Annotated in this window: 17 protein-coding genes and 1 riboswitch; of the genes, 11 read left to right on the top strand and 6 right to left on the bottom strand. The window is 69.7% G+C overall.

Features of this window, described 5'->3' with window-relative positions; genetic code table 11:
- Position 1 precedes the first annotated feature (1 nt).
- A complete protein-coding gene (locus NC595_RS19980) occupies positions 2-715 on the top strand; it encodes a hypothetical protein (RefSeq protein WP_253569142.1) in 714 nt (237 codons plus the stop codon).
- The gene (locus tag NC595_RS19975) at positions 712-3,825 is read left to right on the top strand and encodes a type I restriction endonuclease subunit R (RefSeq protein ID WP_253569141.1); all 3,114 of its coding nucleotides are present in this window, start codon (positions 712-714) and stop codon (positions 3,823-3,825) included. Before NC595_RS19980 ends, NC595_RS19975 begins: the two co-directional genes overlap by 4 nt.
- Before the next feature lie 61 nt (positions 3,826-3,886).
- Here NC595_RS19975 and NC595_RS19970 read toward each other — a convergent pair whose 3' ends face one another.
- Entirely contained in the window at positions 3,887-4,237 is a 351-nt protein-coding gene (locus NC595_RS19970; protein WP_253569140.1) for a hypothetical protein, read from the bottom strand.
- A 342-nt stretch (positions 4,238-4,579) separates the two neighbouring features.
- Here NC595_RS19970 and NC595_RS19965 point away from each other — a divergent pair, with 342 nt between their 5' ends.
- A complete protein-coding gene (locus NC595_RS19965) occupies positions 4,580-7,228 on the top strand; it encodes a M1 family metallopeptidase (protein WP_253569139.1) in 2,649 nt (882 codons plus the stop codon).
- Positions 7,229-7,353: 125 nt separating this feature from the next.
- A complete protein-coding gene (locus NC595_RS19960; RefSeq protein ID WP_253569138.1) occupies positions 7,354-8,280 on the top strand; it encodes a 2OG-Fe(II) oxygenase in 927 nt (308 codons plus the stop codon).
- 81 nt (positions 8,281-8,361) lie between these two features.
- Here the strand turns inward: NC595_RS19960 and NC595_RS19955 are convergent, their stop codons facing one another.
- The 4 genes from NC595_RS19955 to NC595_RS19940 all read right to left on the bottom strand — a co-directional run bounded on the left by NC595_RS19955 (position 8,362) and on the right by NC595_RS19940 (position 12,093).
- On the bottom strand, positions 8,362-9,591 hold the full coding sequence (locus NC595_RS19955; protein ID WP_253569137.1) for a carbohydrate porin: 1,230 nt from the start codon (positions 9,589-9,591) through the stop codon (positions 8,362-8,364).
- Positions 9,592-9,661: 70 nt separating this feature from the next.
- Positions 9,662-10,048 carry a hypothetical protein gene (locus tag NC595_RS19950; RefSeq protein ID WP_063670072.1) on the bottom strand — a complete coding sequence of 129 codons (387 nt, stop codon included), beginning with the start codon at positions 10,046-10,048 and terminating at the stop codon, positions 9,662-9,664.
- 18 nt (positions 10,049-10,066) lie between these two features.
- Positions 10,067-10,834 carry a LytR/AlgR family response regulator transcription factor gene (locus tag NC595_RS19945; RefSeq protein ID WP_253569136.1) on the bottom strand — a complete coding sequence of 256 codons (768 nt, stop codon included), beginning with the start codon at positions 10,832-10,834 and terminating at the stop codon, positions 10,067-10,069.
- On the bottom strand, positions 10,831-12,093 hold the full coding sequence (locus NC595_RS19940) for a sensor histidine kinase (RefSeq protein WP_253569135.1): 1,263 nt from the start codon (positions 12,091-12,093) through the stop codon (positions 10,831-10,833). Before NC595_RS19940 ends, NC595_RS19945 begins: the two co-directional genes overlap by 4 nt.
- A 207-nt stretch (positions 12,094-12,300) precedes the next feature.
- Between NC595_RS19940 and NC595_RS19935 the strand changes: the two genes are divergently transcribed.
- The 6 genes from NC595_RS19935 (at position 12,301) to NC595_RS19910 (ending at position 21,924) form a co-directional block, all read left to right on the top strand.
- Positions 12,301-14,376 carry a putative bifunctional diguanylate cyclase/phosphodiesterase gene (locus NC595_RS19935; protein ID WP_253569134.1) on the top strand — a complete coding sequence of 692 codons (2,076 nt, stop codon included), beginning with the start codon at positions 12,301-12,303 and terminating at the stop codon, positions 14,374-14,376.
- Positions 14,377-14,510: 134 nt separating this feature from the next.
- Positions 14,511-15,905: an SWIM zinc finger family protein gene (locus NC595_RS19930; protein ID WP_253569133.1), complete on the top strand. Its 1,395-nt coding sequence runs from the start codon at positions 14,511-14,513 to the stop codon at positions 15,903-15,905.
- Complete coding sequence (locus tag NC595_RS19925) at positions 15,898-17,331, top strand: DUF5691 domain-containing protein (protein WP_253569132.1); 1,434 nt, start codon at positions 15,898-15,900, stop codon at positions 17,329-17,331. The genes NC595_RS19930 and NC595_RS19925 overlap by 8 nt, the downstream gene beginning before the upstream one ends.
- Positions 17,332-17,333: 2 nt before the next feature.
- Positions 17,334-18,413 carry an ATP-binding protein gene (locus NC595_RS19920; protein WP_253569131.1) on the top strand — a complete coding sequence of 360 codons (1,080 nt, stop codon included), beginning with the start codon at positions 17,334-17,336 and terminating at the stop codon, positions 18,411-18,413.
- A gap of 5 nt (positions 18,414-18,418) precedes the next feature.
- Positions 18,419-20,755: a DUF5682 family protein gene (locus NC595_RS19915; RefSeq protein ID WP_253569130.1), complete on the top strand. Its 2,337-nt coding sequence runs from the start codon at positions 18,419-18,421 to the stop codon at positions 20,753-20,755.
- Entirely contained in the window at positions 20,743-21,924 is a 1,182-nt protein-coding gene (locus NC595_RS19910; RefSeq protein ID WP_253569129.1) for a VWA domain-containing protein, read from the top strand. Before NC595_RS19915 ends, NC595_RS19910 begins: the two co-directional genes overlap by 13 nt.
- Before the next feature lie 75 nt (positions 21,925-21,999).
- On the opposite strand, the gene gcvP is transcribed toward NC595_RS19910, so the two are convergent.
- The gene (gcvP, locus tag NC595_RS19905) at positions 22,000-24,891 is read right to left on the bottom strand and encodes an aminomethyl-transferring glycine dehydrogenase (protein ID WP_253569128.1); all 2,892 of its coding nucleotides are present in this window, start codon (positions 24,889-24,891) and stop codon (positions 22,000-22,002) included.
- A 40-nt stretch (positions 24,892-24,931) separates the two neighbouring features.
- Positions 24,932-25,035: riboswitch (glycine riboswitch) on the bottom strand.
- Positions 25,036-25,256: 221 nt separating this feature from the next.
- On the opposite strand from gcvP, the gene NC595_RS19900 reads away from it, so the two are divergent.
- Positions 25,257-25,667: a VOC family protein gene (locus tag NC595_RS19900; RefSeq protein ID WP_253569127.1), complete on the top strand. Its 411-nt coding sequence runs from the start codon at positions 25,257-25,259 to the stop codon at positions 25,665-25,667.
- Positions 25,668-25,853: the final 186 nt, after the last annotated feature.

Raw genomic sequence — 25,853 nt, 5'->3', positions numbered from 1 at the left:
GATGCGCAGGGATGATCCGAACCTGCCCACTCTGCGCGTCATCGCGCAGGCCCTGGGCGAGCTGCGGGAACAAGTGGTGTTTCTCGGCGGTGCGGTGGCGGGATTGCTGATCACCGACCCGCTGGCTGAAGGTGTGCGCGCCACCGTCGACGTGGATGCGGTGGCACAGGCCGGGCGGGCGCAGTTTCAGCGCCTGCAGCGCGAGCTGGCACGCCGTGGTTTCCGCGAGGACGCGGAGAGCGGCGTGATCTGCCGCTGGATCCATCGCGACTCCGGCGTGGTGTTCGACCTGATGCCGGAGCACCCGGACGTGCTGGGCTTCGCCAATCGCTGGTATCCCTACGCGGTGGCGACCGCGCAGCGGGTGCCGTTGGGTGAGGGGACACAGATACGGCGGGCGACGGCGGTGGCCTTCGTGGCGACCAAGCTGGAGGCCTTTGCCGGTCGCGGGCGGGGCGACGTGCTCGCCAGCCACGATCTGGAAGACGTGTTGAACATCGTCGATGGTCGCGAGGAGCTGGTGCGGGAAGTGGCTCAGGCATCGGCGGACGTGCGGCAGGCCATCGCGGAGGCGTTTGCCGGTCTGCTGGCGCGAGCGGGTTTTCTCGATGTGCTGCCGGGCCTGATCGCCGAGCCGGAGCGCGCGGACGTGGTGGCCGATCGCCTGCGGGCGATGGCGGAAGGACGCGAATCTACAGGGGAAGGACGGGCATGAATCTGCACCGCGAGCATCACTTCGAGCGCGAGATCTGCGAACACCTCGGCAGTAACGGCTGGCTTTACGTCGAGGGCGACGCCCAATACTTCGATCGCGCCCACGGCCTGTACCTGCCGGACCTGCTGGCGTGGATCGAGACGACCCAGCCGGAGAGTTGGGAGCGCTTGACCAAGGCGCGCGGCCCGGCCATGCCGGAGCGGATCGCCGAGCGCGTGCGCAAGAGCCTGGACGAGCGCGGCACGCTGGAAGTGCTGCGCCGGGGCGTGGAAATGATCGGGCTGAAGGCACCGCTGGCGCTGGTGCAGTTCAAGCCCGCGCTGGCGATGAACCCAGCGCTGGAACAGCGCTACGCCGCCAACCGCCTGCGCGTGGTGCGGCAGGTGAAGCACTCGCCGAACAACCCGCAGGATGCGCTGGACCTGGTGCTGTTCGTCAACGGCATCGCGGTGGCGACGGCGGAGCTGAAATCCGACTTCACCCAGAGCGTGGGCGATGCGGTGGACCAGTACCGCTACGACCGGCATCCGCACCCCAAGGGCGGGGTGGCTGAGCCGCTGCTGTCGTTTCCCGGCGGTGCGCTGGTGCATTTCGCGGTGAGCCAGGCCGAGGCGATGATGACCACGCGGCTGGCTGGGCCGGCCACGCGCTTCCTGCCGTTCAACCTGGGCCACGACGGCGGCGCCGGCAACCCGCCGAACCCGGACGGCTTTGCCACCGCCTACCTGTGGGAGCAGGTGTGGGCGCGCGACAGCTGGCTGGAGATCCTGGGGCGTTACCTGATCGGCAAGCGCGACGACAAGAAGCGGCTCACCAGCGTGATCTTTCCGCGCTACCACCAGCTCGACGCGACGCGGAAGCTGGTGGCCGACGTGCGCGCCAACGGCCCGGGGCAGCGCTATCTGATCCAGCATTCGGCCGGTTCGGGCAAGACCAATTCCATCGCGTGGAGCGCGCACTTCCTTGCTGACCTGCACGACGACCGCAACGCCAAGCTGTTCGACAGCGTGCTGGTGGTGTCCGACCGCAACGTGCTGGATGCGCAGTTGCAGGAGGCGATCTTCGATTTCGAGCGCACCGCGGGCGTGGTGGAAACCATCACCAGCGAGCGGGGCAGCAAGAGCGCGCAGCTGAAGGCCGCGCTGGAGGCGGGCAAGAAGATCATCGTCTGCACCATCCAGACCTTTCCCGCCGCGATGAGCGCCGCGCAGGAACTGGCCACCACCGAAGGCAAGCGTTTCGCGGTGATCGCCGACGAGGCACACAGCTCGCAGACCGGCGAATCCGCCGCCAAGCTCAAGCAGCTGCTGAGCGCGCAGGAGTGGGCCGAGCTGCAGGACGGCGGCGAGGTGGACACCGAAACTATGCTGGCGGCCGGCATGGCCGCTCGCGTCGGTGGGCAGCAGGGGCTTACCTATGTGGCGTTCACCGCCACGCCCAAGGGCAAGACGCTGGAGCTGTTCGGCCGGCCGGGGCCGGACGGGCTGCCGCTGCCGTTCCACGTGTACTCGATGCGCCAGGCGATCGAGGAGGGCTTCATCCTCGACGTGCTGCGCAACTACACGCCGTACAAGCTGGCTTTCCGGCTGGCCCACGAAGGCAGGGAGGTCGACCAGGCCGAGGTGGAGCGCAGCGCGGCAATGAAGGGGATCATGCAGTGGGTACGCCTGCATCCCTACAACATCGCGGCCAAGGTGCAGATCGTGGTGGAGCACTACCGCGAGCACGTGCAGCCGCTGCTGGCGGGCAAGGCCAAGGCGATGGTGGTGGTGGGCAGCCGCAAGGAGGCCGTGCGCTGGCAGAAGGCGGTGCGCGAGTACATCGCGCGGCAGAACTACCCGCTGGGCGTGCTGGTGGCCTTCTCCGGCGAGGTGAACGACCCGGAGAGCTTCCCCGAGCCGGTCACCGAGACCAGCCCGGATCTCAACCCGGGCCTGAAGGGGCGCGACATCCGCGACGCCTTCGCGCAGCCGGAGTACCACCTGCTGCTGGTGGCCAACAAGTTCCAGACCGGCTTCGACCAGCCGCTGTTGTGCGGCATGTACGTGGACAAGATGCTGGGCGGCATCCAGGCCGTGCAGACGCTGTCGCGACTGAACCGCGCGCACCCGGGCAAGGACACCACCTACATCCTCGACTTCGTCAACGACGCGGACGAGATCCTCACCGCGTTCAAGACCTACTACGCTACCGCCGAGCTGGAAGCGGCTACCGATCCGCACCAGGTGTTCGACCTGCGCGCCAAGCTCGACGCCAGTGGTCACTACGATGATTTCGAGGTGGATCGCGTGGCCAGGATCGAGACCGATCCGAACGCCACGCAGGCCCAGCTGAGTGCGGCGATGGCGCCGGTGGCCGACCGCCTGCTCAAGCGCTACCGCGCCGCCCAACTGGCACGCGCCGATGCGCTGGGCAGCGGCGACGAGCCAGTGGCGCAGGCGCAGAAGGACATCATGGATGCACTGCAGTTGTTCAAGGGCGACATGGGCGCCTACGTACGGCTGTATGCCTTCCTGTCGCAGATGATCGACTACGGCAACACCGACATCGAAAAGCGCTTCATCTTCTACAAGCGGCTGATCCCGCTGCTGGAGTTCGGGCGCGAGCGTGAGACGGTCGACCTGTCCAAGGTGGTGCTGACCCACCACACCTTGCGCAGCGCCGGGCGGCAGCCGCTCAACCTGCGTGATGGCAAGGGCGACTACAAGCTGCCGCCGCTTGATGCGGTGGGCAGCGGCTCGGTGCAGGACAAGGAGAAGGCGCTGCTGGCCGAGATCATCGAGAAGGTGAACGGCTTGTTCGAGGGGCAGGTCACCGACGGCGACCAGCTCGTCTACGTCAACGGCGTGCTCAAGGGCAAGCTGCTGGAAAACGAGACTCTGGTGCAGCAAGCCGGCAGCAACAGCAAGGAGCAGTTCGCCAGCTCGCCCGATCTTCGCCAGGCCCTAGTCCACGCCATCATGGACGCGCTGGATGCGCATTCGGCGATGAGCTCGCAGGCGCTGCGCTCGGAGCGGACCCAGGATGGGCTGATGGACATCCTGCTCGGGCCGGGACAGCTCTACGAAGCCTTGCGCCTGCGGGCCGAGCAGCGCGCTTCCTTGCCCTGAGACGCACGATCAGGCGAACAAGACCCCGCCAAGCGGGGCCTTGTTCGTTCAAGCGGCTGTATCAGTGCCTCCGCTGCTTCCGGATATGCCGGCTGTTGCGGTTCTCCGAGCGGTTGAGGCGGCGGGTTTCCTTCTTGGTGAGGTGGCCGTTGTGCCTGGCCTCGTCGGCGCTGGCGCGCTGGGCGATGTTGGCGTCGTGCTTTTCGTCGCGGGCGGCCTGCTTGCCGGTGATGGTGCCGTTGGCAACGCCCTTGTCGATGCGCTGCTGCTGGGTGTCGACGCGCTTGTTCACTTCGTTGACGCGCGGGTGGTGGGGCACGGGCGTGGCTTGCGCCATGGCGCCGGTGGCGGCGAGGGCGCTGGTGGCGAGCAGGGCGATCAGGCTGCGGCGGAGCGTGGTGCGAAGGCTCATGGCGATTCCTCGATGGGTGGAATGGACAGGCACGGTTTCGGGCCGCCGGTGCGCCGTAAAACCTTGCGTCGCATGGGTTTTGTCGGCGGTGGCCGGTGGGCGAGGACAGTAACGCCGGCCCGCCGCAAGGAGTTGACGGCGCCGAGGGAGGCGATGGCGGCGGTTCAGTCTCGCGGCGATGCAGCACGTCGGGCGACCCTAGTCGTGACTTCCGGCCGTGTCCGGTAGCCGGTGCGTACCCGCACGATGGCGGTATCAGGGGATTTCCGTTTCCGTTTTCCGGGCAGGGCCGGCGCGTGCGCCGGTGGCCGTCACCCGGATCCACCCAAGCAGGGAGTTGTCATGCGTCGATATCTCGTTTCCGCCATTGCGTTGGCCCTGGCCGGCGTGTCGATGGCGCCGCTCGCCGCCCAGGCCAAGGCGGCGCCGGTGCGCGAAGCCACCACCCAGTTGCCGCGCGGCGTGGTGCCCACGCATTACGACGTGTCCATCGTGCCGCATGCGGACAAGCTCACCTTCGACGGCAAGGTCACCATTACGCTCAACGTGCTCAAGCCGACCAGCAGCATCACGCTGAATGCGGCGGACCTCACCTTCCATTCGGCCACGCTGACCCCGACCAAATTGAAGATCGCCGTGCCCACGCCCACCGTGTCGGTGGATGCCAAGGCGCAGACCGCCACGTTCACCCTGTCCCATCCGATCCCGGCCGGGCAGTACAAGCTGGCGATGGACTACAGCGGCAAGGTCGAGACCCAGGCCAACGGCCTGTTCGCGCTGGACTACGACACCAAGGCCGGTAAGAAGCGCGCCCTGTACACCCAGTTCGAGAACTCCGACGCGCGTCGCTTCATCCCCTCGTGGGACGAGCCGAACTACAAGGCCACCTTCGACCTCACCGCCACCGTGCCGAGCGACGAGATGGCGGTGAGCAACATGCCGATCGCCTCGCGCAAGGACCTGGGCAACGGCCTGTCCGAGGTGCATTTCGGCCAGTCGCCGAAGATGTCCACCTACCTGCTGTTCTTCAGCGTCGGCGACTTCGAGCGCGCCACCGAGAAGGTGGACGGCACCGAGATCGGCGTGATCACCCAGAAGGGCATGGTCAAGCAGGCCGGTTTCACGCTGGACTCGGCGCGCGCCGTGCTGAAGGAATACAACGACTACTTCGGCGTGCCGTACCCGCTGCCGAAGCTGGACAACATCGCCGCGCCGGGTCAGAGCCAGTTCTTCTCGGCGATGGAGAACTGGGGCGCGATCTTCACCTTCGAGTACGCCCTGCTGCTGGATCCGAGCATCTCCACCCAGGGCGACAAGCAGCGCGTGTTCAACACCGCCGCGCACGAGATGGCGCACCAGTGGTTCGGCGACCTGGTGACCATGAGCTGGTGGGACGACCTGTGGCTCAACGAAGGCTTCGCCTCGTGGATGGCCGCGCGCACCACCGAGAAGCTGCATCCGGAATGGCATACCAACCTGGATCTGGTCGGCACGCGTGAAGGCGCGATGTCGCTCGACGCGGTCGCCACCACCCACCCGGTGGTGCAGCACGTGGAAACGGTGGAGCAGGCCAGCCAGGCGTTCGACTCGATCACCTACTCCAAGGGCGAGGCGGTGATCACCATGCTCGAGGCCTACGTGGGCCCGGAGACCTGGCGCACCGGCGTGCGCAACTACATCAAGGCGCACGAGTACGGCAACACGGTGTCCGACGACCTGTGGAAGTCGGTGCAGGCCGCGGCCGGCAAGCCGATCATGCAGATCGCCCACGACTTCACGCTGCAGCCGGGCATCCCGCTGGTCAACGTGCAGGCCATGGCCTGCAACGCCGGGTCGACCAAGGTGCTGCTGAGCCAGGGCGAGTTCACCAAGGATCGCCCGAACAAGACACCGCTGCGCTGGCACGTGCCGGTGATCGCGCAGACCGTCGGCGGCAAGCCGGTCACCACCGTGCTGGACGGCAAGGGCACGATGACCCTGCCGGGTTGCGGCCCAGTGCTGGTGAACGCCGGCCAGGCCGGCTACTACCGCACGCTGTACTCCACCGCCGGCTTCGACGCGCTGAAGGGGGACTTCGCCAAGCTCAAGCCGATCGACCAGCTCGGCCTGATGGGCGACACCTGGGCGCTGGCGATGGCCGGCAAGGAGCCGGTGGCCAACGTGCTGGCGCTGGCCCAGGCCACCCCGGCCGATGCCGATCCGCAGGTGTGGGGCGAGGTGGCCGGCTACTTTGACGCCATCGACAACTACTACGACGGCGACGCCGCCCGCCAGGAGCGCTTCCGCGCCTTCGCCCGCAGCCGCCTGCGCCCGGTGTTCGCGCGCATCGGCTGGGAGGCCAGGGCCGGCGAGAGCGTGCCGACCACCCTGCTGCGCACCCAGCTGATCGGCTCGCTGGCCGACCTGGGCGACCAGGACGTGATCGCCGAGGCGCGCCGCCGCTTCGCCGCGCAGAAGACCGATCCCAAGGCGCTGCCGGTGGCGCTGCGCAAGACGGTCACCGCGGTCGTCGCGCGCAGTGCCGACACCGCCACCTGGAACCAGCTGCATGCCGAGGCCAAGGCCGAGACCACGCCGCTGATCAAGGACCAGCTGTACGCCATGCTCTCGCTGGCCAAGGACGACACCCTGGCCAAGCAGGCGCTGGATCTGGCGCTGACCCCGGAGCCGGGCGCGACCAACAGCGCGGGCATGATCCGCATCGTCGCCTACCGCCATCCGGACATGGCGTTCGACTTCGCCGTGGCGCACCGCGACCAAGTGGACAAGCTGGTCGACTCCACCTCGGCCAGCCGCTACTACCCGGCGCTGGGCGCCAGCTCGCTGAAGCCGGAGATGATCGACAAGATCAAGGCGTACGCCGACGCGCATATCGCCAAGAGCTCGCGGCGCGTGGCCGACACGGTCATCGCCAACATCCAGTACCGCATGATGATCCGCAACGATCGCCTGCCCGACGTGGATGCGTGGCTGGCCAAGCACGCCGACTGACCGGCGTTGCCGTGAGGTGACCCGGAGGCCCCGCCTGGCGGGGCCTCTTTTTTTCTCGCGGCTCGGTGGCATGGGCTCGCCTGCCGCGCCGGCTACAATCGAGGGCCACTCCCAGGATGACCACCATGGAAGGCGCAGAGCCTCTCTCGATTCTCGATCAACGCGTGCTGGCCTCGTGCGCCGATCATCGCGAGGCCTTCGCGTCCGCCGACCCGTTTCCCCACGTGGTGATCGACGACTTCTTCGCGCCGGAGTTTGCCGCGGCGCTGCTGGACACCTTCCCCGCATTCGAGCGCGGCAATGCCGTGGGCGACGACGGCAAGGTGGGCGGGAAATCCACGCTGGAGCGAGTGCGCGCGCTGGGGCCGGCGTACCGGCGGCTGGACGATGCGATCCAGAGCCCGGCGTTCCTGCGCCTGATCGGCCAGATCACCGGCATCGACGGCCTGCTCTACGACCCGTGGTACCTCGGCGGCGGCACGCACGAAAACCGCCACGGGATGAGCCTCGACCCGCACGTTGACTTCAACTACCACCCCAGCGAGCGCTGGCACCGGCGGCTCAACCTGATCGTCTACCTCAACCAGGAGTGGGACGCGGCCTGGGGCGGCAACCTGGAGCTGTTCCGCGATCCGCACGAGGATCGCCGGCCGACCCGCTCGGTGGTGCCGCGCTTCAACCGCTGCGTGATCTTCGAGACGTCCGAGCGCTCGTGGCATGCCTTCGACCGGATCGCCCTGCCGGCCGGACGGGAGGACCTGACCCGCCGCTCGGTGGCGCTGTATTTCTATTCGCACGAGCGGCCGGCGGAAGAGACCGCGCCGCGGCACACCACCTATTACGTGAAGCGGCAGCTGCCGGAACACCTCGTCGAAGGCCACGTGCTGGACGGTCACGACGTGACGGAACTGACCCGCCTGCTGCAGGAGCGCGACGCGCACATCCGCATGCTGTACGCGGAGAACACGGCGCTGCGCAAAGCCCAGGACAAGGGCATCGGCGGTCACCTGCTCTATCTGGCCAAGCGGGCGTACGTGCGCTTTCGTCGCTGACCGAAGCGCACGCCACACCCCACTGCCGAACGCCACACAACGCGAAACCCCGGTAGGAGGGGTGTAGGACGTCCGGCGGGATTACAGGTCGGTGGACAGCTCGAAGCGCAGGGTGAACACCAGCGCGTTGCGCACGCTGGGGTCGGTGTCCGGGTGGACCACGTACTGCAGGTCCGGCTGCACGGCGAGCCAGCCGGTCGCCTGGGCCAGATAGCTCAGTTCGATCGAGCGTTCGGTGGCGGTGGTCGGCCGCGGTGCCTGTTGCTGGCGCCAGGGGCGGCCGTTGCGTGCCACCGCGATGGCCAGGCCGAGTTCGTCCTGGCTGCGCGAAGCGAGCGGTCCGGCCAGCACGGCGCCGGCACCGAGGTAGCGGCCGAAGCGCGCCACGTCCGGGTCGCCCACACCGAGCTGGGCGAACAGCGACAGGCTGCGGTCGCTGTCGTGGGGATCGTGCGCCACGGTGCGGTCGCCCACGGCGTAGTAGCCGGTGGTGCCGTGCTGCGTGGTGCGGCGGCCGGCCGGCACCAGGCGGTCGAACGTGGTGGTGTAATGCCAGGCGCCGATGGCGAGCTTGCCCTGGTACATCGGCAGCATCGCGTTGCGACCGATGCGGAAGCGCGCGTCGGGAGCCCGGCGCGCGCCGGGGCGGTCGAGCAGGGCCAGCTCGGCTACGTACAGCCGACCGTCGCCGGCCTGGAAGGCGCGCAGGCGGTCGCCGCTGCGGATCAGCGGCACACCGTCGAGCACCGCCGCGCGCAACACCACGCCGGCCGCCGGCTTGTAGGCGACGCGTGCGCCCAGCGCGGTGCGCAGGAAGATCGACGGGCCGTCGACGCCGCTCTGCGAGAACTCCGGCCCGATGCCGAACGAACTGTTGAGGAACAGACCGCCGGACTGGGTGCGGTCGAACTCGCTGTTGACGTCGTACAGGCCGGCCAGCAGCGAGACGCTCGCATGGGCGAGGTTGTGCTCGATCCACGCCTCTTCCAGCTGCAGGTTCGGCGGCGCGGCCAGGTTGTTCACGCCCATCGCGTCGCCGACGAAGGCATCGGGCTGGCCGCCGTGGATCCACAGCGCATCGAGGTAGGCGTGGGTGCCGGTCCAGCCGGTGGCGCGGTCCAGGTCCAGCAGGCTGCGCAGGTGCAGGTTGCCGACGTAGGTGGACGAGCGCGCCACGCCGCCATCGAGGTTGCCGATCGCGGCGCCGTCGTAGGTCAGCGTGGTGCGGGCCCAGGGCGCGTCGTCGGCGCGTGCGCGGGTCGCCGCCAGCGCCAACAGCGCAGCCAGTGCGGGGGCGTAGCGATGGGGCATGCGCAGCGCTTGGGCGGGAGAGTGCGCGAAGTATAGGCCTCGGCGCGGTGGCGGTCGGCGGGTCGGCGCCTCAGGCGCCGGGCGCGAGCGCCCGGCAGCGCGCGTCCACCGCGGCGTCGTCGGTACGCACGCACACCTGCCCGACGGCGGGCAGGTGGCTGACGTCGCGTTCGCTGCCGGCCGCCACGGTCAGCGTTTTCAGGGCGGGGATGCGGCAGTCGTCCGCGCGGTCGCAGCCGGCGGCGAACAGGCTGTAGTGGCATTGCCCGCTGCGACTGGCGCGGCAGTCGAAATGAGCGCCGGTGGCGGTGATCTCCACCCGGCTGTCGAGCTGGTCCACGCCGTTGGCGGTGGAGCGCTGGGTGAAGCTGCGGTGCGGATGGTCGCAGCCGAGCGCGCTGGCGGCAAAGGCGAGCAGGGCGACCAGTCGGTAGAGCATGTGCATGGCGGTATCCACGGCAGGCGCTCCTTGCGTCTACATGGTCTTGAAAAGCGTCATGAACGGCGCGCTGACGGTGAGCGTTTCCGGTCGCTGCTTCAGCCGCACGGTGCCGCGGCCGGTGTCGTCGCGCACGATCGAGGCGATCGCCTTGAGGTTGACGATGGTGGAGCGGTGGATCTGCTTGAACGCCTGGGTGTCGAGCACTTCTAGCAGTTCGCGCAGCGAGGTGCGCAACAGCGCTTCGCCCTCGGTGGTCATGGCGACGGTGTACTTGTGGTCGGCACGGAAATAGGCGACGTCGTCGACCATGATGAGCCGCGTCTCGCGGCCGGTGCTGGCGGTGATCCAGGTCAATGGCGGAGCCCTCGGTGTGGTGGCTGCGCCCTGGGCGAGATCACGCAGCAGCTGGCTGATACTGGCTGGCAGCTGGCCGCTGGCCAGCCGCGACTGGATGCGTTGCACGGTGGCGGCGAGGCGCTCTGGCGTCACCGGCTTGAGCAGGTAGTCGATGGCGCCGCGCTCGAACGCGTCGATCGCGTACTGGTGGTACGCGGTAGTGAACACGACCTGCGTGCCGGGGCTGCAGGTGGCGGCTGCGGTGGCGACGTCCATGCCGGTCAGGCCGGGCATGCGGATGTCGAGGAAGGCGACTTCGGGCTGATGCGTGGCGATGGCTTCCAGCGCGCTGGCGCCGTCCTCGCATTCGGCCACGACGGTCAGGTCCGGCCACACCTGGTGCAACAGGCGCACCAGCTCGCTGCGCAGCAGGGCTTCGTCTTCGGCGACGACGGCGCGGGTCATGGCATTCCCCGGGTCTTGTCGTTCGGTGTCTCGGTGACCGCCGGCACGGCGATGGTGGCGGCGACGCCGTCGGGCACGTTGGCGACCACCGACAGCGAGGCACGCTCGCCGTAGATCAGGCGCAGCCGCTCGCGCACGTTCTTCAGGCCGATGCCGGTGCCGCCGGTGGCCACGCCGAAGCCCTGGCCGTTGTCGGCGACGGTGACCATCACGCGGTCCTCGTCGCGACGGGCGAAGATCCACACGGTGCCGCCGCCGGGCTTGGGCTCCAGGCCGTGCTTGATGGCGTTTTCCACCAGGGTCTGCAGCATCATCGGCGGCATCGAGATGGCGCGAAGCGCGTCGGGCACGTCCACTTCCATCGCCAGCCGCGCACCCATGCGGATGCGGATGATCTCCAGGTAGGCGCGGGTGCGCTCCAGCTCGTCACCGAGGGTGGACAGCGATTCGTCAGCGCTGGGCAGCGAGTGGCGCAGGTACTGGATCAGGTGCCCGAGCATGCGGTCGGCCTGCGCCGGTTCGCTGCGGGTGAGCAGCTGCGCGCTCGCCAGCGTGTTGTAGAGGAAATGCGGTTCCACCTGGGCATGCAGCAGGTTGAGCCGGGCGACGGTGAGTTCCTTCTCGGTGGCGGTCTGCGCCGCGGCGCGCTGCTCCTGCTGGCGGCGCTCGGCCACGCGGCGGGCGATCGCGCGGGTGACCGCCTCGGCATTTTCCAGGTTGGTGCCGTCGTCGACGCGGAACCAGTCGCTCCAGGCGGCCGCTTCGGGCTCGCAGATCAGGGTGACGCTGCCCGAGCCGTTGGACGGCGTTACCGTGGCGGTGATCTGGTTGCGCAGGCTGCCCAGCCAGTTGGCCGGGTTGAGCCGGCCGATGGCATGGCGACCGTAGGTCTGCGGGCGGCGGATCTTGGCGCGCACCTGCAGGCTGTCGCGGGCGCTTTCCACTTCCTCGATGCGCGGCAGTTCGCGGATCGCGGCGTCGACCAGGTCGAACGCCTCGCCGGCCTCGAACGGGATCTCGATCTGCCGGCGCTGCCGGTTGGCCAGCGCGCTGGAGTCGACTTCCCCGGCAATCAGCCGCACCCGGCCCAGGTGCGAGAACGCCCCGGTGACCACGAAGGCGAGGGTAATCAGGTAGATCAGGAACAGCAGGTTGCCGTCGTGATAGCCAGGCGTGGCGCTCCAGAACATGCTGCCCACCAGGAATGCCGCCGACCAGGCCAGGGCGATGCGCAGGACGAAGGACAGGCTCTTGAACATGGACGGTTTGCCGGCAGCGGGATTCGCGACAGAGCTTAGTCGCTTGGCTGCCGCCGGTCGGGCCGGAGGCGACGGAACCCGGCCTGGGAGCGACGGACCCCGGATCCGGGGGCGCGAAGCAGGAACGGCCGCGCGCATGCGGGGTCAAGTGCGGGGCCGTGTTGCCGTTATGCTTCTGGTTCCCCGAATGGCCCCCTCCGGCGCTTAATGAACGGCAGTTTCCATCTCGCCCTGGCGTTGCTGGCCCCTCTTGTCGGAGCGACCACCACCTACCAGGCCCTGGACGTGATGCCCCGGCTGGCCGCCTCGCGCGAGCGCTGGCAGCGCACCGCGTGGTACGTGGTCGGCGTGTGGATGATCGGCATCGGGCTGTGGTCGCAGCACTTTGTCGGCACCCTGGCCCGCGTCCCGCAGCTGCGCGACGGGCTCGATCCGCTGCTGTGCATCGCCTCGGGGCTGCTGGCCTTGCTGGCTGCTTATGTCGTGCTGGCGATGACCGACGTCGCCACGCTCACGCGCGCCCGTACGGTCGCGGGCGGCATCCTGCTGGCCGGCTGCGTGCTGCCGATGCACCTGCTGATGATCGCCTCGCTGCACCTGCCGGCGGTGCGGGTGGGGGCAGGGCAGCATCTGTGGCTCTGGTGCGTGGTGGTCGCGGTGATCGGCGCTGCGGTGCTGAGATTGCTGCACGCGTTCCGGGCCAGGCACAACCGCAGCCTGCGGCGACGTATCCCGGTCGCCTTCGGCAATGCGCTGATCCTCGGCGCCACGTTGCACCTGGCGATGCGCATGTCGGGCGAGCGCTTTCCCGCCGGCAATGCCGGCGATGCGGCGGCGGTGGTCTGGGTCGGCTCGATGATCGGCGTGATCGCGCTGGTGTCGATGGGCTCGGCCATCGGTCTGTCCGAATGGGTGACCCGGCTGTACCAGCGCACCCGCAGCCTGGCCGGTTCGCTGGACGACCTGCACGACCGCCTGCGCTATCTCTCGACCCACGATGCACTGACGGGCCTGCCAAACCGCGCAAGCCTCGTCGATCGGCTGGAGCGCGCGCTGGACGGCGCCCGCGACGGCCGCGGTTACGTCGCCGTGCTGTACATCGACCTGGACGGCTTCAAGCACATCAACGAGTCGCTCGGCCAGACCGCGGGCGATCAGGTGCTGTGCGCGGTGGCCGAGCGGCTGGCCACCCACCTGCGGTACGAGAGCGTGGGTCGCGTCGGCGGCGACGAGTTCGTCGCCGTGCTCGAGCGCATGCGCTCGCAGGATTCGGCCCATCGCATCGTCGAGCGACTGCTCGATGCCATGCAGCTGCCGCTGGTGGTCGGTGGGATCACGCTTTGCGCCACGCCGAGTATCGGCGTCGCCCACTTTCCGCAGGACGGCGATACCGCCGAGGCGCTGATCGCGCACGCAGACGTGGCGATGAGCGCGGCCAAGCAGGCCGGCCGCAACGGCTACAGCATCTACGACACCAGCATGCGCCGGCGTGCCGAGCGGGCGCTGGCGATCCAGCGCGGGCTGCATGCGGCGATCGAGGACGGCAGCCTGTCACTGCACTACCAGTCCAAGCACGACAGCGCCACGGGGGCGATCGTCGGTGCCGAGGCGCTGGCGCGCTGGACCCATCCGGAACTGGGCGAGGTGCCGCCGATGGAGTTCATCGCGGTGGCCGAGCGCAGCGGCCAGATCGGTCGCATCGGCGAATGGGTGATCCGCGAGGCTTGCCGGCAGATCGGCGCCTGGCGCAGCCAGGGGATGGCACCGCTGCGTATCGCGATCAATCTCTCGCCGCTGCAGTTGAACCAGCCGGGGTTTGTGGACACGGCTGCGCGGATCGCGGCGGAGGCCGGGGTCGCTCCGGCGCTGATCCTGTTCGAGGTGACCGAAAGCATCGCGATGGAGAACGCCGAGCGCACCCGGTTGATGCTGCGCGATTTCCGCGAGCGCGGTTTCGAGTTCGCCATCGACGACTTCGGCACCGGCTACTCCAGCCTGGCCTACCTGCAGAAGTTCCAGGTGCGCCAACTGAAGATCGACCGCTTCTTCGTGCAGGCGCTGGACGAGGGCGGGCCGGAAGCGCGCGCGATCATCGCGGCGATCATCGACCTGGCGCACACGCTGGCCATCGAGGTGGTCGCCGAAGGCGTGGAAACCCAGCTGCAGGCCAGCGTGCTGCGCACCCTCGGCTGCGACCAGCTGCAGGGCTATCACTTCTCCCGCCCGTTGCCGCCGGAGGAGTTCCAGCGGCACTGCCGTGCGCTGATGGTGCAGCACGCCTGAGCCGGCCCATCTTGCCAAGGCGACGGCAGCCTCCCTAAGCTCCGGCGGGTCATCAGGGGCTGGGACGTCGCCATGCGGGTCGAGTTTTCCATGGAACGGGTGCGCCGCAGTCGGCAGTGTCGCGTGATGCACGGATGACCCTCTCGCTCGATGTCGTGCAGGCGCTGGCGCCGGACCAGGGGTCGCTGGTGGCTGCCGGCAAGCTGCTGCAACCGAAGCATTGGCTACGCGTGGCGCGTGCGGCAGGGCTTCCGGTGATCTGGGGCGAGTGCCAGGGCTCGGGCGCGCATCCATACCGGGTCATCGCCGACGTCGCCGACCACGGCTACAAGTGCACCTGTCCCTCACGCAAGTTTCCGTGCAAGCACTCGCTCGCGCTGATGTGGCAGTACGCCGAATCGGCCGAGCGCTTCGGCCAGGCGGAAGTGCCGGATTGGGTGCAGGAATGGCTGGGTCGGCGTCGCCGCGCCGGTGCGTCCGGCGATGCGGCGCCCGGCGTGGCCGGCAAGGACATCGCCGTGGCGCAGGCCACCGAACCGGCCGATCCGCAGGAGGCCGAGGCGCAGGCGCGCAAGCGCGAAGCCGCCGCGGCGAAACGCCAGGCGCAGACGCATGTCGCGGTAGGCGAGGGGTTGGGCGAGCTGCAGCAGTGGATCGCCGACCAGTTGCGCACGGGCGTGGCGGGTCTGCTGGACGACGTCGTCGCGCGCTGCCGGCGCATCGCCGCCCGCCTGGTCGACAGCAAGGCGGCGGCGCTGGCCTCGCGCGTGGACGAATGGCCTGCCCGCGTGCTGGCGTTGCCGCGCGAACTGCGCGGCGAGGCCGCCATGCTGGAGCTGGGCCAGTGGGTGCTGTTGGCGCAGGCGTGGCGCGCTGCGCCCGACGATCCGGATGCGCGTGCCGCGGTGATCCAGGCGTCGACCCGCGAGGAGGTACTCGCTTCGACAGCCACGCGCGCAGGCAGCCTCTGGGAGGTCATGGGGCATGCGGTGCAGACGCGGCGCGACGGCATGGTCAGCCAGTCGACCTGGCTGCTCGACCGGTGCAGCGCGACCCCGCGTTTCGCCCTGCTGCTGGATTTCTTCCCGGCCTCGGCCGGGCGTCGTGGCGCCGCGCTGGCGCCGGGGCAACGGTTGCAGGCGGAGCTGGCGTTCTATCCGTCGCGCCATCCGCTGCGCGCGGTGATCGCGACGCAGGGCGAGGAGCCTGCGGAGGAGACGGCTGGCATCGCTGCAGTTGGCTTCGAGCCGGCGGCCGACCCGCTGCAGACGCATCGCGAGCATCTTGCACGTCTGCCGTGGGCGTCCCACACGCCGCTGCATCTGGGGCCGGGGCGCGTACTCGAGGACGGCCAGGGCCAGCTGTGGTGGCGCGGCGACGAGGGTGGGGCATTGCGCCTGGCGCCGCTGGCCAACGCGATGCTCTGGCAGGCGCTGCCGCTTCGCTCGGCAGTGGCCGTCTGGGATGGGCTATGGGCACGGCTGATCCAGGTCGAGACGGCGCTGGGCAAGGGGTATCCGGATGACTGAGGTACTGGGTCCGCAACTCGATCGCCTGTATGCCCGCTGGCTGGTTGGGGCACGCGACGAGGTGCCCGTCGACACGCTGCCGGCGGCATGGCGCGATGGCTCAACGCTGGATGCCAGTCACTTGCTCGCACTGGCCAGCCAGTGCCGGCAGTTCCTCGGCGAGCACGTCCTGCCGGCCGATGCACGCGCGGCGGCAGCGCTGCCGTCGCCGCGGCTGGCGCTGGTACCGGAGGCGCAGCGCCTGCGCTTCCGCCGATGCGTGAGGGCGCTGTCGGCGGTGACCTGGCCGGCCCTGCTGCGCCTGCTGGCCTCGCGCGGCTGGCAGGCGCATCCGTACGACTGGCTGCCCGAGGCGGGCGACGTGTCGCTGCCGCCGCTCTACGACGAGTGGCGGGCCTGGCGGCGCCAGCAGGTGCCGCACGAAACGCTGGATGCCACCAGTTGGGACGAGGTGACGCCGTCGGAGCGCTGCCGGCTGGTCGCGCGACTGCGTGCCACCGATCCGGCACTTGCGGCCGAGCTCCTGACAACGCGGCTGGCGACACTGCCGGCCGAGCAGCGCCTGCAGATGCTCGATGCGCTGGTGCCGGCATTGTCCGAGGCCGACCTGCTGCTGTTGGAGGGCCTCTCCGGCGACCGCTCGGAGAAGGTGCGCCTGCGTGCGTCCCAGTTGCGTCGTCGGCTCGGTCGGCGCGAGCCGCTGGAGGCTGCAGTGCGCGACGAGTTGAAGGCCGATTTCGTCGTCGGCAGCAGCGGCCTGATCCGGCGCAGGGCACAGGTCGGCTGGGCGGCGCTGAAGACCCAGCCGCAGCGTGCCGCGCGCCTGTTGCGGCTGCAGTCGGTCGGCTGGAACGAGCTGGCCGACGTGCTGGGACTCACACCGCTGGGGCTGGCCAATGCGCTGACCCTGGACGAGCCCCAGAATGACGCAGTGCTGGTCGAATGCGCTGCTCAGACGGCGCCGGTCGAGGTGGTGCGACACGTGCTGGAGCGCCTGCTGTTCGGTCCGGCGGGCGAACAGCCGGTCCCGTTCGGCGCCTCGCTGCTGGAGCGGCTGACCGAAGCCGAGCGCGTGGCGCTGGCACGGCGGGGCCTGCGCGAGTCGGCACGCATCGCCAGCTTCGGCAGCCTGCTGGCGATCATCCCGGCCCCGTTCGAGGTGCTGCCGTTCGGAGAGCTGGCCGGCAGCGCGCCGTGGCGGCGGCTCACCGACACCCTGCGCGCACTGGCCGCCGAGCCGGGTGCGGCACGCCCGGGCTGGCTGGCCGAGGAGATCGCCGCCATCGCCAGCCTGCTCCCCGCCGGCACCGCCGGCGAGGCACTGGCCCAGCTCACCCGGGCCGGCCTGCATCCGGCCGACCCCGCACTCGATCCACTGCATCTGAACGTCGATCTCGCCGACGCTCCTCCAGCCCAGGAATCCTGACCATGAGCGACATGCAACGGCTCAACGCCGAACAGCGCTATGCGCACGAACTGGCCGCCCTGCGCGCCGACGACGACCGGCCGCGGCCGGCCAACTGGCAGCTTTCGCCGCAGCGCGTAGTGACCTACCTGATGGGGGGCACGGCGCCGGACGGCACGGTGATCACCCCCAAGTACGTCGGCAAGCGGCGGCTGATGGAGACCGCCGTGGCCACGCTCGCCACCGATCGCGCGCTGCTGCTGCTCGGCGTGCCGGGCACGGCCAAGTCGTGGGTGTCCGAACACCTGGCGGCGGCGATCTGCGGCGACTCCAGCCGCGTGGTGCAGGGCACCGCCGGCACCGACGAGAACCAGGTGCGCTACGGCTGGAACTACGCCCAGCTGCTGGCCAAGGGTCCCTCGCGCGAGGCGCTGGTGCCGACGCCGGTGTTCCGTGCGATGGAGGCCGGCACGCTGTGCCGCATCGAAGAGCTGACCCGCATGGGCTCGGAAGTGCAGGACACCCTGATCACCGTGCTGTCCGAGCGGATGATGCCGATTCCCGAGCTGGACGAGATCGTCCACGCCCGCAGCGGCTTCAACGTGATCGCCACGGCGAACAACCGCGACAAGGGCGTCAACGAGCTGTCCGCGGCGCTCAAGCGGCGCTTCAACGTGGTGGTGCTGCCGCTGCCGGATGCGCTCGACGAGGAAGTGGCGATCGTGCAGCAGCGCGTGGCCGACATGGGCCAGGGCCTGCAGCTGCCGCTGCCGAAGAATGCCGCGGAGGAGATCGCCCGCGTGGTGGCGATGTTCCGCGAGCTTCGCGACGGCCAGACCCAGGACGGCAAGGTCACACTGAAGACGCCGACCGGCAACCTGTCCACCGCCGAGGCGATCGCGGTGATGGTCGGTGGGCTGAGCCAGTGTCACTTCTTCGGCAACGGCACGCTGTCGGCCGAGGACCTGGGCGCCAACCTGCTCGGCGCCATCGTCAAGGATCCGGTGCAGGACCGCGTGGTGCTGGAGGAATACCTGGAGACGGTGCTGAAGAAGCGCGCCGACTACGGCGCCTACTACCACGCGCTGCTCGAACTGCTGTAGGCCGCATGGCCGCGGACATCCACTACTTCGGCATTCGCCACCACGGCCCGGGTTCGGCCCGGCGGCTGCTGGCCGCGCTCGAGGCGCTGGTGCCCGCCGAGGTGCTGATCGAGGGGCCGGCCGACGCCAGCGACCTGTTGCCCGCGCTGGCCGATCCGGCGATGAAGCCGCCAGTGGCGCTGCTCGCCTACGTGGTGGATCGGCCCGGCACGGCTTCGTTCTATCCGTTCGCCGAGTTCTCGCCCGAATACGTGGCGGTGTGCTGGGCGGTGCGCGCGGGCGTGCCGGTGCGCTTCATCGACCTGCCGTCGACGCTGCGGCTGCAGGCGGCGGTGCCGGAGGCACCGGCGTCGAACGCGCCGGAAGTCCCGGACGCCGATGCACCGGGCGTCGATGCCGGCGCGGAAGGCGAGGGCGATGCCGTTGCGGCCGAGTCGGCCGAACCGTCGCCGACGGAGGCCTCGGCGGACGAACTGCAGCGCGACCCGATCGGCGTGCTGGCCCGTGCGGCCGGCTACGAGGACGGCGAGTCGTGGTGGCACGACTGGATCGAATCCGGCGCGGCGGCGGGCGAGCCGGCCCAGGTGTTCGAGGCGGTGGCCGGGGTCATGGCGACGCTGCGCGAGCAGCAGCTGGAGCTGGAACCGCTGGAGGCGCGGCGCGAAGCGCACATGCGCCTGCAGATCGCCGCAGCGGCGCGGACCGCCGCCGGTCCGTTGGCAGTGGTCTGCGGCGCCTGGCACGTGCCGGCGCTGAAGGCGCGGCACAAGGCCGGCGACGATCGCGCGCTGCTGGCGGGACTGGCGAAATGCAAGACGCGGCTGACCTGGGTGCCGTGGACCTATCCGCGCCTGGCCAGCGGTTCCGGCTACGGTGCCGGCGTCGCGGCGCCGCGCTGGTATCGCCACCTGTGGCGTCACGGCGCCGGTGGCGAGGCGCTGTCGCGCTGGATGGTGGAAGTGGCGCGTACGCTGCGCGAAGGCGGCGCACCGTGCTCCACCGCGGCAGTGATCGAGTCGACCCGGCTCGCCCACGCGCTGGCGCGGGTGCGCGAACGTCCGGCCGCCGGCTACGAGGACATGCGCGACGCCGCGATCGCCAGCCTGTGTGAGGGCGAGGCGTTGCGCTGGCGCCAGCACGAGGTCGCCCTGCTGCTCGGCAACGAGGTCGGCGAAATCCCCCCGGACACGCAGCTGCTGCCGCTGCTGGAAGACCTGCAGCGCCAGCAGAAGTCCCTGCGCCTGAAGCCGGAGGCGCTGGAGCGCGAGCTCTCGCTCGACCTGCGCAGCGACGGCGGTGCGGCGCGCTCGGTGCTGCTGCATCGCCTGCTGCTTCTGGACGTGCCGTGGGGACGGCTGCTGGATGCCGGCAGCAGTCGCGGCACCTTCCGCGAGCGCTGGACCCTGGCCTGGGAGCCGGAGTACGCCGTGCGACTGGTCGAACACATGGTCTACGGACCGACCATCGAACAGGCCGCCGCCGGACGCAGCGTCGCGCGGATGCGCGAGCAGAACGCGCTGTCCGGGCTCACCGCCTTGACCCGCCGCTGCCTGGAAGCGGACCTGCCGGTGGCGGTGGAGGCCGGCTTGGCGGCCGTGGCTGAGCGCGCCGGTCACGCGCAGGAGTGCGGCGAACTGATGGCGGCGCTGCCCGAGCTGGTCTCGCTTGCCCGCTACGGCACTGCCCGCGAGATCGCCCTCGACCAGCTGGCCGGACTGGCCGAGCGGATGCTGGTGCAGGCGGCGCTGGCCCTGCCGTATGCCGCACACGGACTGGATGCCGAGCAGTCCGCGCGCTTCTGCGGCCTGCTGGCCGGCGTGCACGACTGCCTGCCGCTGGGCGACTTCGATGCCGACGCGATCGCCTCGTGGTGGCAAGCGGTGGCCTACCTGTCGGCGGACCGCCACGCCAGCCGGCGCGCCTGCGGACTGGCCTGCCGCCTGCTCTACGACGCCGGGCGGCTGGCGTCAGACGAACTGCAGGCACGCATGCAGCGGATGCTTTCACCGGGCGTGCCGACGGTCGAGGCGGCGCAGTTCTTCGAGGGCTTCTTCGAGCAGGCAGTGCAGCGCCTGCTGCACGATGCGGGGCTGCTGGCCGTCGTCGATGCGTGGCTGGCCACGCTGGATGGCGAGGTGTTCCAGGAACAGCTGCCGCTGCTGCGTCGGGTGTTCTCCTCGCTGGACCGCAGCGAACGGCGCCACCTGCTGGACCGCGCGGTGCGTCCTTCGGGCGACCACGCTGGGTCTGGTCCGGGGCTGCGCGCGCCCGATGCGGCATGGCTGGCACACGAGCAGCGCCTGCTGGCGCTGCTGCGCGGGGAGGGGGCATGGAACGGATGAACAACGACGCGGCGGAACAGCAGCGGCGCTGGCGGCTGGTGCTCGGCATGGACGAGGACGGTGTGCTCTCGCCCGAGGACCAGCGCCTCAACCAGGCGTTGTCGGCCCTCTACGACGTGCCGCACGGCGGCGATCCGGACAAGGGCAAGGGCTCGCTGTCGCGCTCGGCGCCGCGCGTGTCGCGCTGGCTGGGCGACATCCGCGAATTCTTTCCCGCCGCCGTGGTGCAGGTGATCCAGAAGGACGCCTTCGAACGCCTCGGCCTGAAACAGATGCTGCTGCAGCCGGAGTTCCTGGCCGCGGTGGAGGCCGACGTGCACCTGGTCGCCGACCTGATCAGCCTGCGCTCGCTGATGCCGGAGAAGACGCTGGACACCGCGCGCCAGGTGATCGGCAAGGTGGTCGACGCCCTGCTCGAGCGCCTGCAGCGGCGCACCAGCGAAACCCTGCGCGGCGCCGTGCATCGGGCGCGCCGCACGAACCGGCCGCGCGCCGCCGACATCGACTGGCCGCGCACCCTGCGCGCCAACCTGGGCAACTACCAGCCCGAACTCGGCACGGTGATCCCGGAGCGGCTGGTCGGCTTCATGCGGCACCAGAAGCGGCTGGTCGACCTGGACGACGTGATCCTCTGCGTCGACCAGTCCGGCTCGATGGCCACCTCGGTGGTGTACGCCTCGATATTCGCCGCGGTGATGGCCTCGGTGCCGGTGATCCGCACGCGGCTGGTGTGCTTCGACACGGCCATCGTCGATCTCACCGACGAACTGGCCGATCCGGTGCAGGTGCTGTTCGGCGTGCAGCTCGGCGGCGGCACCGACATCCACCAGGCCGTGGCCTATTGCGAGGGGCTGATCGAACGGCCGCAGAAGACCCACATGGTGCTGATCACCGACCTGTACGAGGGCGGCGATGCCAAGGCGCTGCTGGCGCGCGCCGCGCACCTGGTGCGCCAGGGCGTGAACCTGATCGTGCTGCTCGCACTCAGCGACGACGGCCGCGCCGCCTACGACCCGCGCATGGCCGAGGCCTTTGCCGCGCTGGGCGCGCCGGTGTTCGCCTGCACGCCCGACCAGTTCCCCGACCTGATGGCCACCGCGCTGCGCCGGGAGGACGTGCTGGACTGGGCGGCCGCGCAGGACATCAAGGCGGTGCGATCGTCGGCCTGAGTGCGGTGAACGGGTCGTCGAAACGAAAAACCCGGCCGAAGCCGGGTCTTTCGCATCGCGCGGGAGCGCGACGGTTTACATCACGTTCGGTTCGCTGAACGCCTCGATCTCGCCCTTGAAGGCGTCGACCGGGATGCACGAGCACATGATGTTCTTGTCGCCGTAGACGTTGTCCACGCGGGCCACCGGCGACCAGTACTTCTGCAGCCTGAGGCTGGGCAGCGGGAACGCGGCCAGCTCGCGCGGGTAGGCGTGGGTCCACTCGCTGCCGGACACCATCGCGGCGGTGTGCGGGGCGTGCTTGAGCGGGTTGTCCTCGCGGTCCAGACGGCCGTCCTCGACCGCGCGGATCTCCTCGCGGATCTGGATCATCGCGTCGATGAAGCGGTCCAGCTCGTACTGGCTCTCGCTCTCGGTGGGCTCGACCATCAGCGTGCCGGCCACCGGAAAGCTCAGCGTGGGTGCGTGGAAGCCGAAGTCGATCAGGCGCTTGGCCACGTCCTCGGCGCCGATGCCGGTGGCGTCCTTGAGCGGGCGCAGATCCAGGATGCACTCGTGCGCCACCAGGCCGTTGCGGCCGGTGTACAGCGTCTTGTAGTGCGGCGCCAGGCGCTTGGCCACGTAGTTGGCGTTGAGCAGGGCCAGCTGGGTGGCGCGGCGCAGGCCTTCGGCGCCCATCATGGCGATGTACATCCAGCTGATCGGCAGGATGCTGGCCGAACCGAAGCTGGCGGCCGAGACCATGCCCACATCGCCTTCGCCACCGAAGGTCTTGGGCAGGAACGGCGCCAGGTGCGACTTCACCGCGCACGGGCCGACGCCCGGGCCGCCGCCGCCGTGGGGGATGCAGAAGGTCTTGTGCAGGTTGAGGTGGCTGACGTCCGAGCCCCACTTGCCGGGCTTGGCCACGCCGACCAGCGCGTTCATGTTGGCGCCGTCGGTGTACACCTGGCCGCCGTGCGCGTGGATGATCTCGCAGATCTGCACGATCTCTTCCTCGAACACGCCGTGCGTGGACGGGTAGGTGACCATCAGCGCGGCGAGGCGGTCGGAGTACTTCTCGGCCTTGGCGCGCAGGTCGGCCACATCCACGTTGCCGTTGGCGTCGCAGGCGGTGACCACCACCTGCATGCCGCACATCTGCGCGCTGGCCGGGTTGGTGCCGTGGGCGGACTCGGGGATCAGGCAGATGTCGCGATGCCCTTCGCCGCGCGAGCGGTGGTAGGCGCGAATCGCCAGCAGGCCCGCGTACTCGCCCTGGGCACCGGAGTTCGGCTGCAGGCTGACCGCGTCGTAGCCGGTGCACTCCACCAGCATCGCCTCCAGCCCGTCGATCAGCTCCTTGTAGCCGGCGACCTGCTCGGCCGGGGCCAGCGGATGGATGTTGCCGAACTCCGGCCAGGTCACCGGGATCATCTCGGCGGTGGCGTTGAGCTTCATCGTGCACGAGCCCAGCGGGATCATGCTGCGGTCCAGCGCCAGATCCTTGTCGGCCAGGCCGCGCAGGTAGCGCAGCAGCTCGGTCTCGCTGTGGTGGGTGTTGAACACCGGATGGGTGAGGAACTTGCTCTGGCGCACGAGCGAACGCGGCAGCGCGTCGTGGACTTCGGCGTCGAGCGCGTCGATGTCGTCGATCTCGGCACCGAACAGGCCGGCCAGCGCGATCACGTCGGCGCGGGTGGTGGTCTCGTCCAGGCTGATGCCGACGCTGGTGCCGTGGATGGCGCGCAGGTTGATCTGCTTCTCGGCAGCGCGGGCGTGCACGGCATCGGCGTCGACGCCGGTGATGTACAGCGTGTCGAAGAAGCCGTCGGCCACGGTCACGCCGGCGCGGCGCAGTGCGACGGTCAGGATCACCGCCAGGCGGTGGGTCCGGCGGGCGATGCGCTTGAGGCCTTCCGGGCCGTGGTAGACGGCGTACATCGCCGCCATCACCGCCAGCAGCACCTGCGCGGTGCAGATGTTCGAGGTCGCCTTCTCACGGCGGATGTGCTGCTCGCGGGTCTGCAGGGTAAGGCGATAGGCCTTGTTGCCCTCGGCATCGACCGAGACGCCGATCAGGCGGCCCGGCATCGATCGCTTGTAGGCGTCGCGGCAGGCCATGAACGCGGCGTGCGGACCGCCGAAGCCGAACGGCACGCCGAAGCGCTGGCTGTTGCCGATGACGATGTCCGCACCCCATTCGCCCGGCGCCTTCAGCAGGGTCAGCGCGAGCAGGTCGGTGGCCACCGCCACCAGCGCGCCGCGCGCGTGCACGACCTCGACCAGGGCGGCGTAGTCGTGTGCCTGGCCGAAGGTGTCCGGGTACTGCAGCAGCACGCCGAAGGTATCTGCAGTGGCGGCGTCGGCGTCGTTGCCGACGAGGATCTGAAGGCCCATCGCCTCGGCGCGGGTGCGCAGCACTTCCAGCGTCTGCGGGTGCACGCCCCTGGACACGAAGAAGGTGTTCGACTTGCTCTTGCCCGAGCGCTTGGCCAGGGTCATCGCCTCGGCGGCGGCGGTGCCTTCGTCCAGCAGCGAGGCGTTGGCGATGTCCATGCCGGTGAGGTCGGCACACATCGTCTGGAAGTTGATCAGCGCTTCCATGCGACCCTGCGAGATCTCCGCCTGGTACGGCGTATAGGCGGTGTACCAGGCCGGGTTCTCCAGCACGTTGCGCAGGATGACGTTCGGTGTATGGGTGCCGTAGTAGCCCTGGCCTATGAAGCTCCTGAACACGCGGTTCTTCGAGGCGACGGCGCGGATCTTCGCCAGCGCTTCCACTTCGGTCAGCGGCGCCGGCAGCGCCAGCGGGTCGGGCGACTTGATCGAGCCGGGCACGATCGCGTCGGTCATCGCTTCCAGCGAGGGCTGGCCGATGGCGGCGAGCATGTGGGCGATCTCGGCGTCGTTCGGGCCGATGTGGCGCTCGATGAACGCACCGTGGTGCTCGAGCTCGCGCAACGAGGGGGAGGAGGACTGGCTCATGTCTGGGGCATCCGAAGACTAGCGTGCCGTGCCGCACGCGGGGCGCCCCTCTGTCCTTTTGCCTGAGAGTTTGGAGGCGGCGATGGACTGCTGCCTGGTGCCCCTTCGGCGCCGGATTCAACCGGTCTCTCCAGAGTGTTTGCGCGCGGTGGTTACGGGGCCTGAGCGATTACGGGCGTTGCGCCTTCGGCAGCGACGTGGCTATGGACGGCCTGCCGCTTCTCCCACCGTACGTTTACCGCGGCGATTATACAGGCCGGCCGGGCGGCGGTCAGCGGGCCGCCGGTCCGGCCGCCGCATCGGCGCCCGGGGTGGACGGTGCCGGTTAAGCTACCGGTTTCCGGAGCCGAGCCTGGAGGCGGGCGATGATCCGTATCGGCGAGATCGACCACGTGGTGCTGCGCGTGGCGGACATGGCGACGATGCAGCGTTTCTACTGCGAGGTGCTCGGATGCCGCGAGGAGCGACGGCAGGACGCCATCGGCCTGGTGCAGCTGCGCGCCGGCGCCTCGTTGATCGACCTGGTAAGCGTGGACGGGCGGATCGGCCGCCAAGGCGGCGCGGCGCCCGCTGCGCAAGGCCACAACATGGACCACTTCTGCCTGCGCGTGGAGGATTACGACGAGGCGGCGATCCTGGCGCACCTGCAGGCCCACAACGTGCGGCTGGGCAGCATCGGCCCGCGCTACGGCGCCCGTGGCGAGGGGCCGTCGATCTACTGTTTCGATCCCGAGGGCAACATGGTCGAGTTGAAGGGCCCGTCCCATCCAGGCTGAAGCCCGCTGTTGTAGGAGCCCGTTCGCGGGCGATGCCTTTTCGCTCTGATCAACATTCAGGGCCAGAAGCATCGCCCGCGAGCGGGCTCCTTATGTCTCGATTCTGGTCCGGCAACGGACGAGAATCCCCGACTGATCATCGGAGGGGACGAGGTGACGCCGACGGGCTCCCGAGGCTTTGCGCCT

The sequence above is a fragment of the Dyella lutea genome (assembly GCF_024158035.1).
Lineage (GTDB): Bacteria > Pseudomonadota > Gammaproteobacteria > Xanthomonadales > Rhodanobacteraceae > Dyella_A > Dyella_A lutea.
Note: the sequence above shows the minus strand (reverse complement) of the source record. Positions and strands in the feature narration are given on the sequence as shown.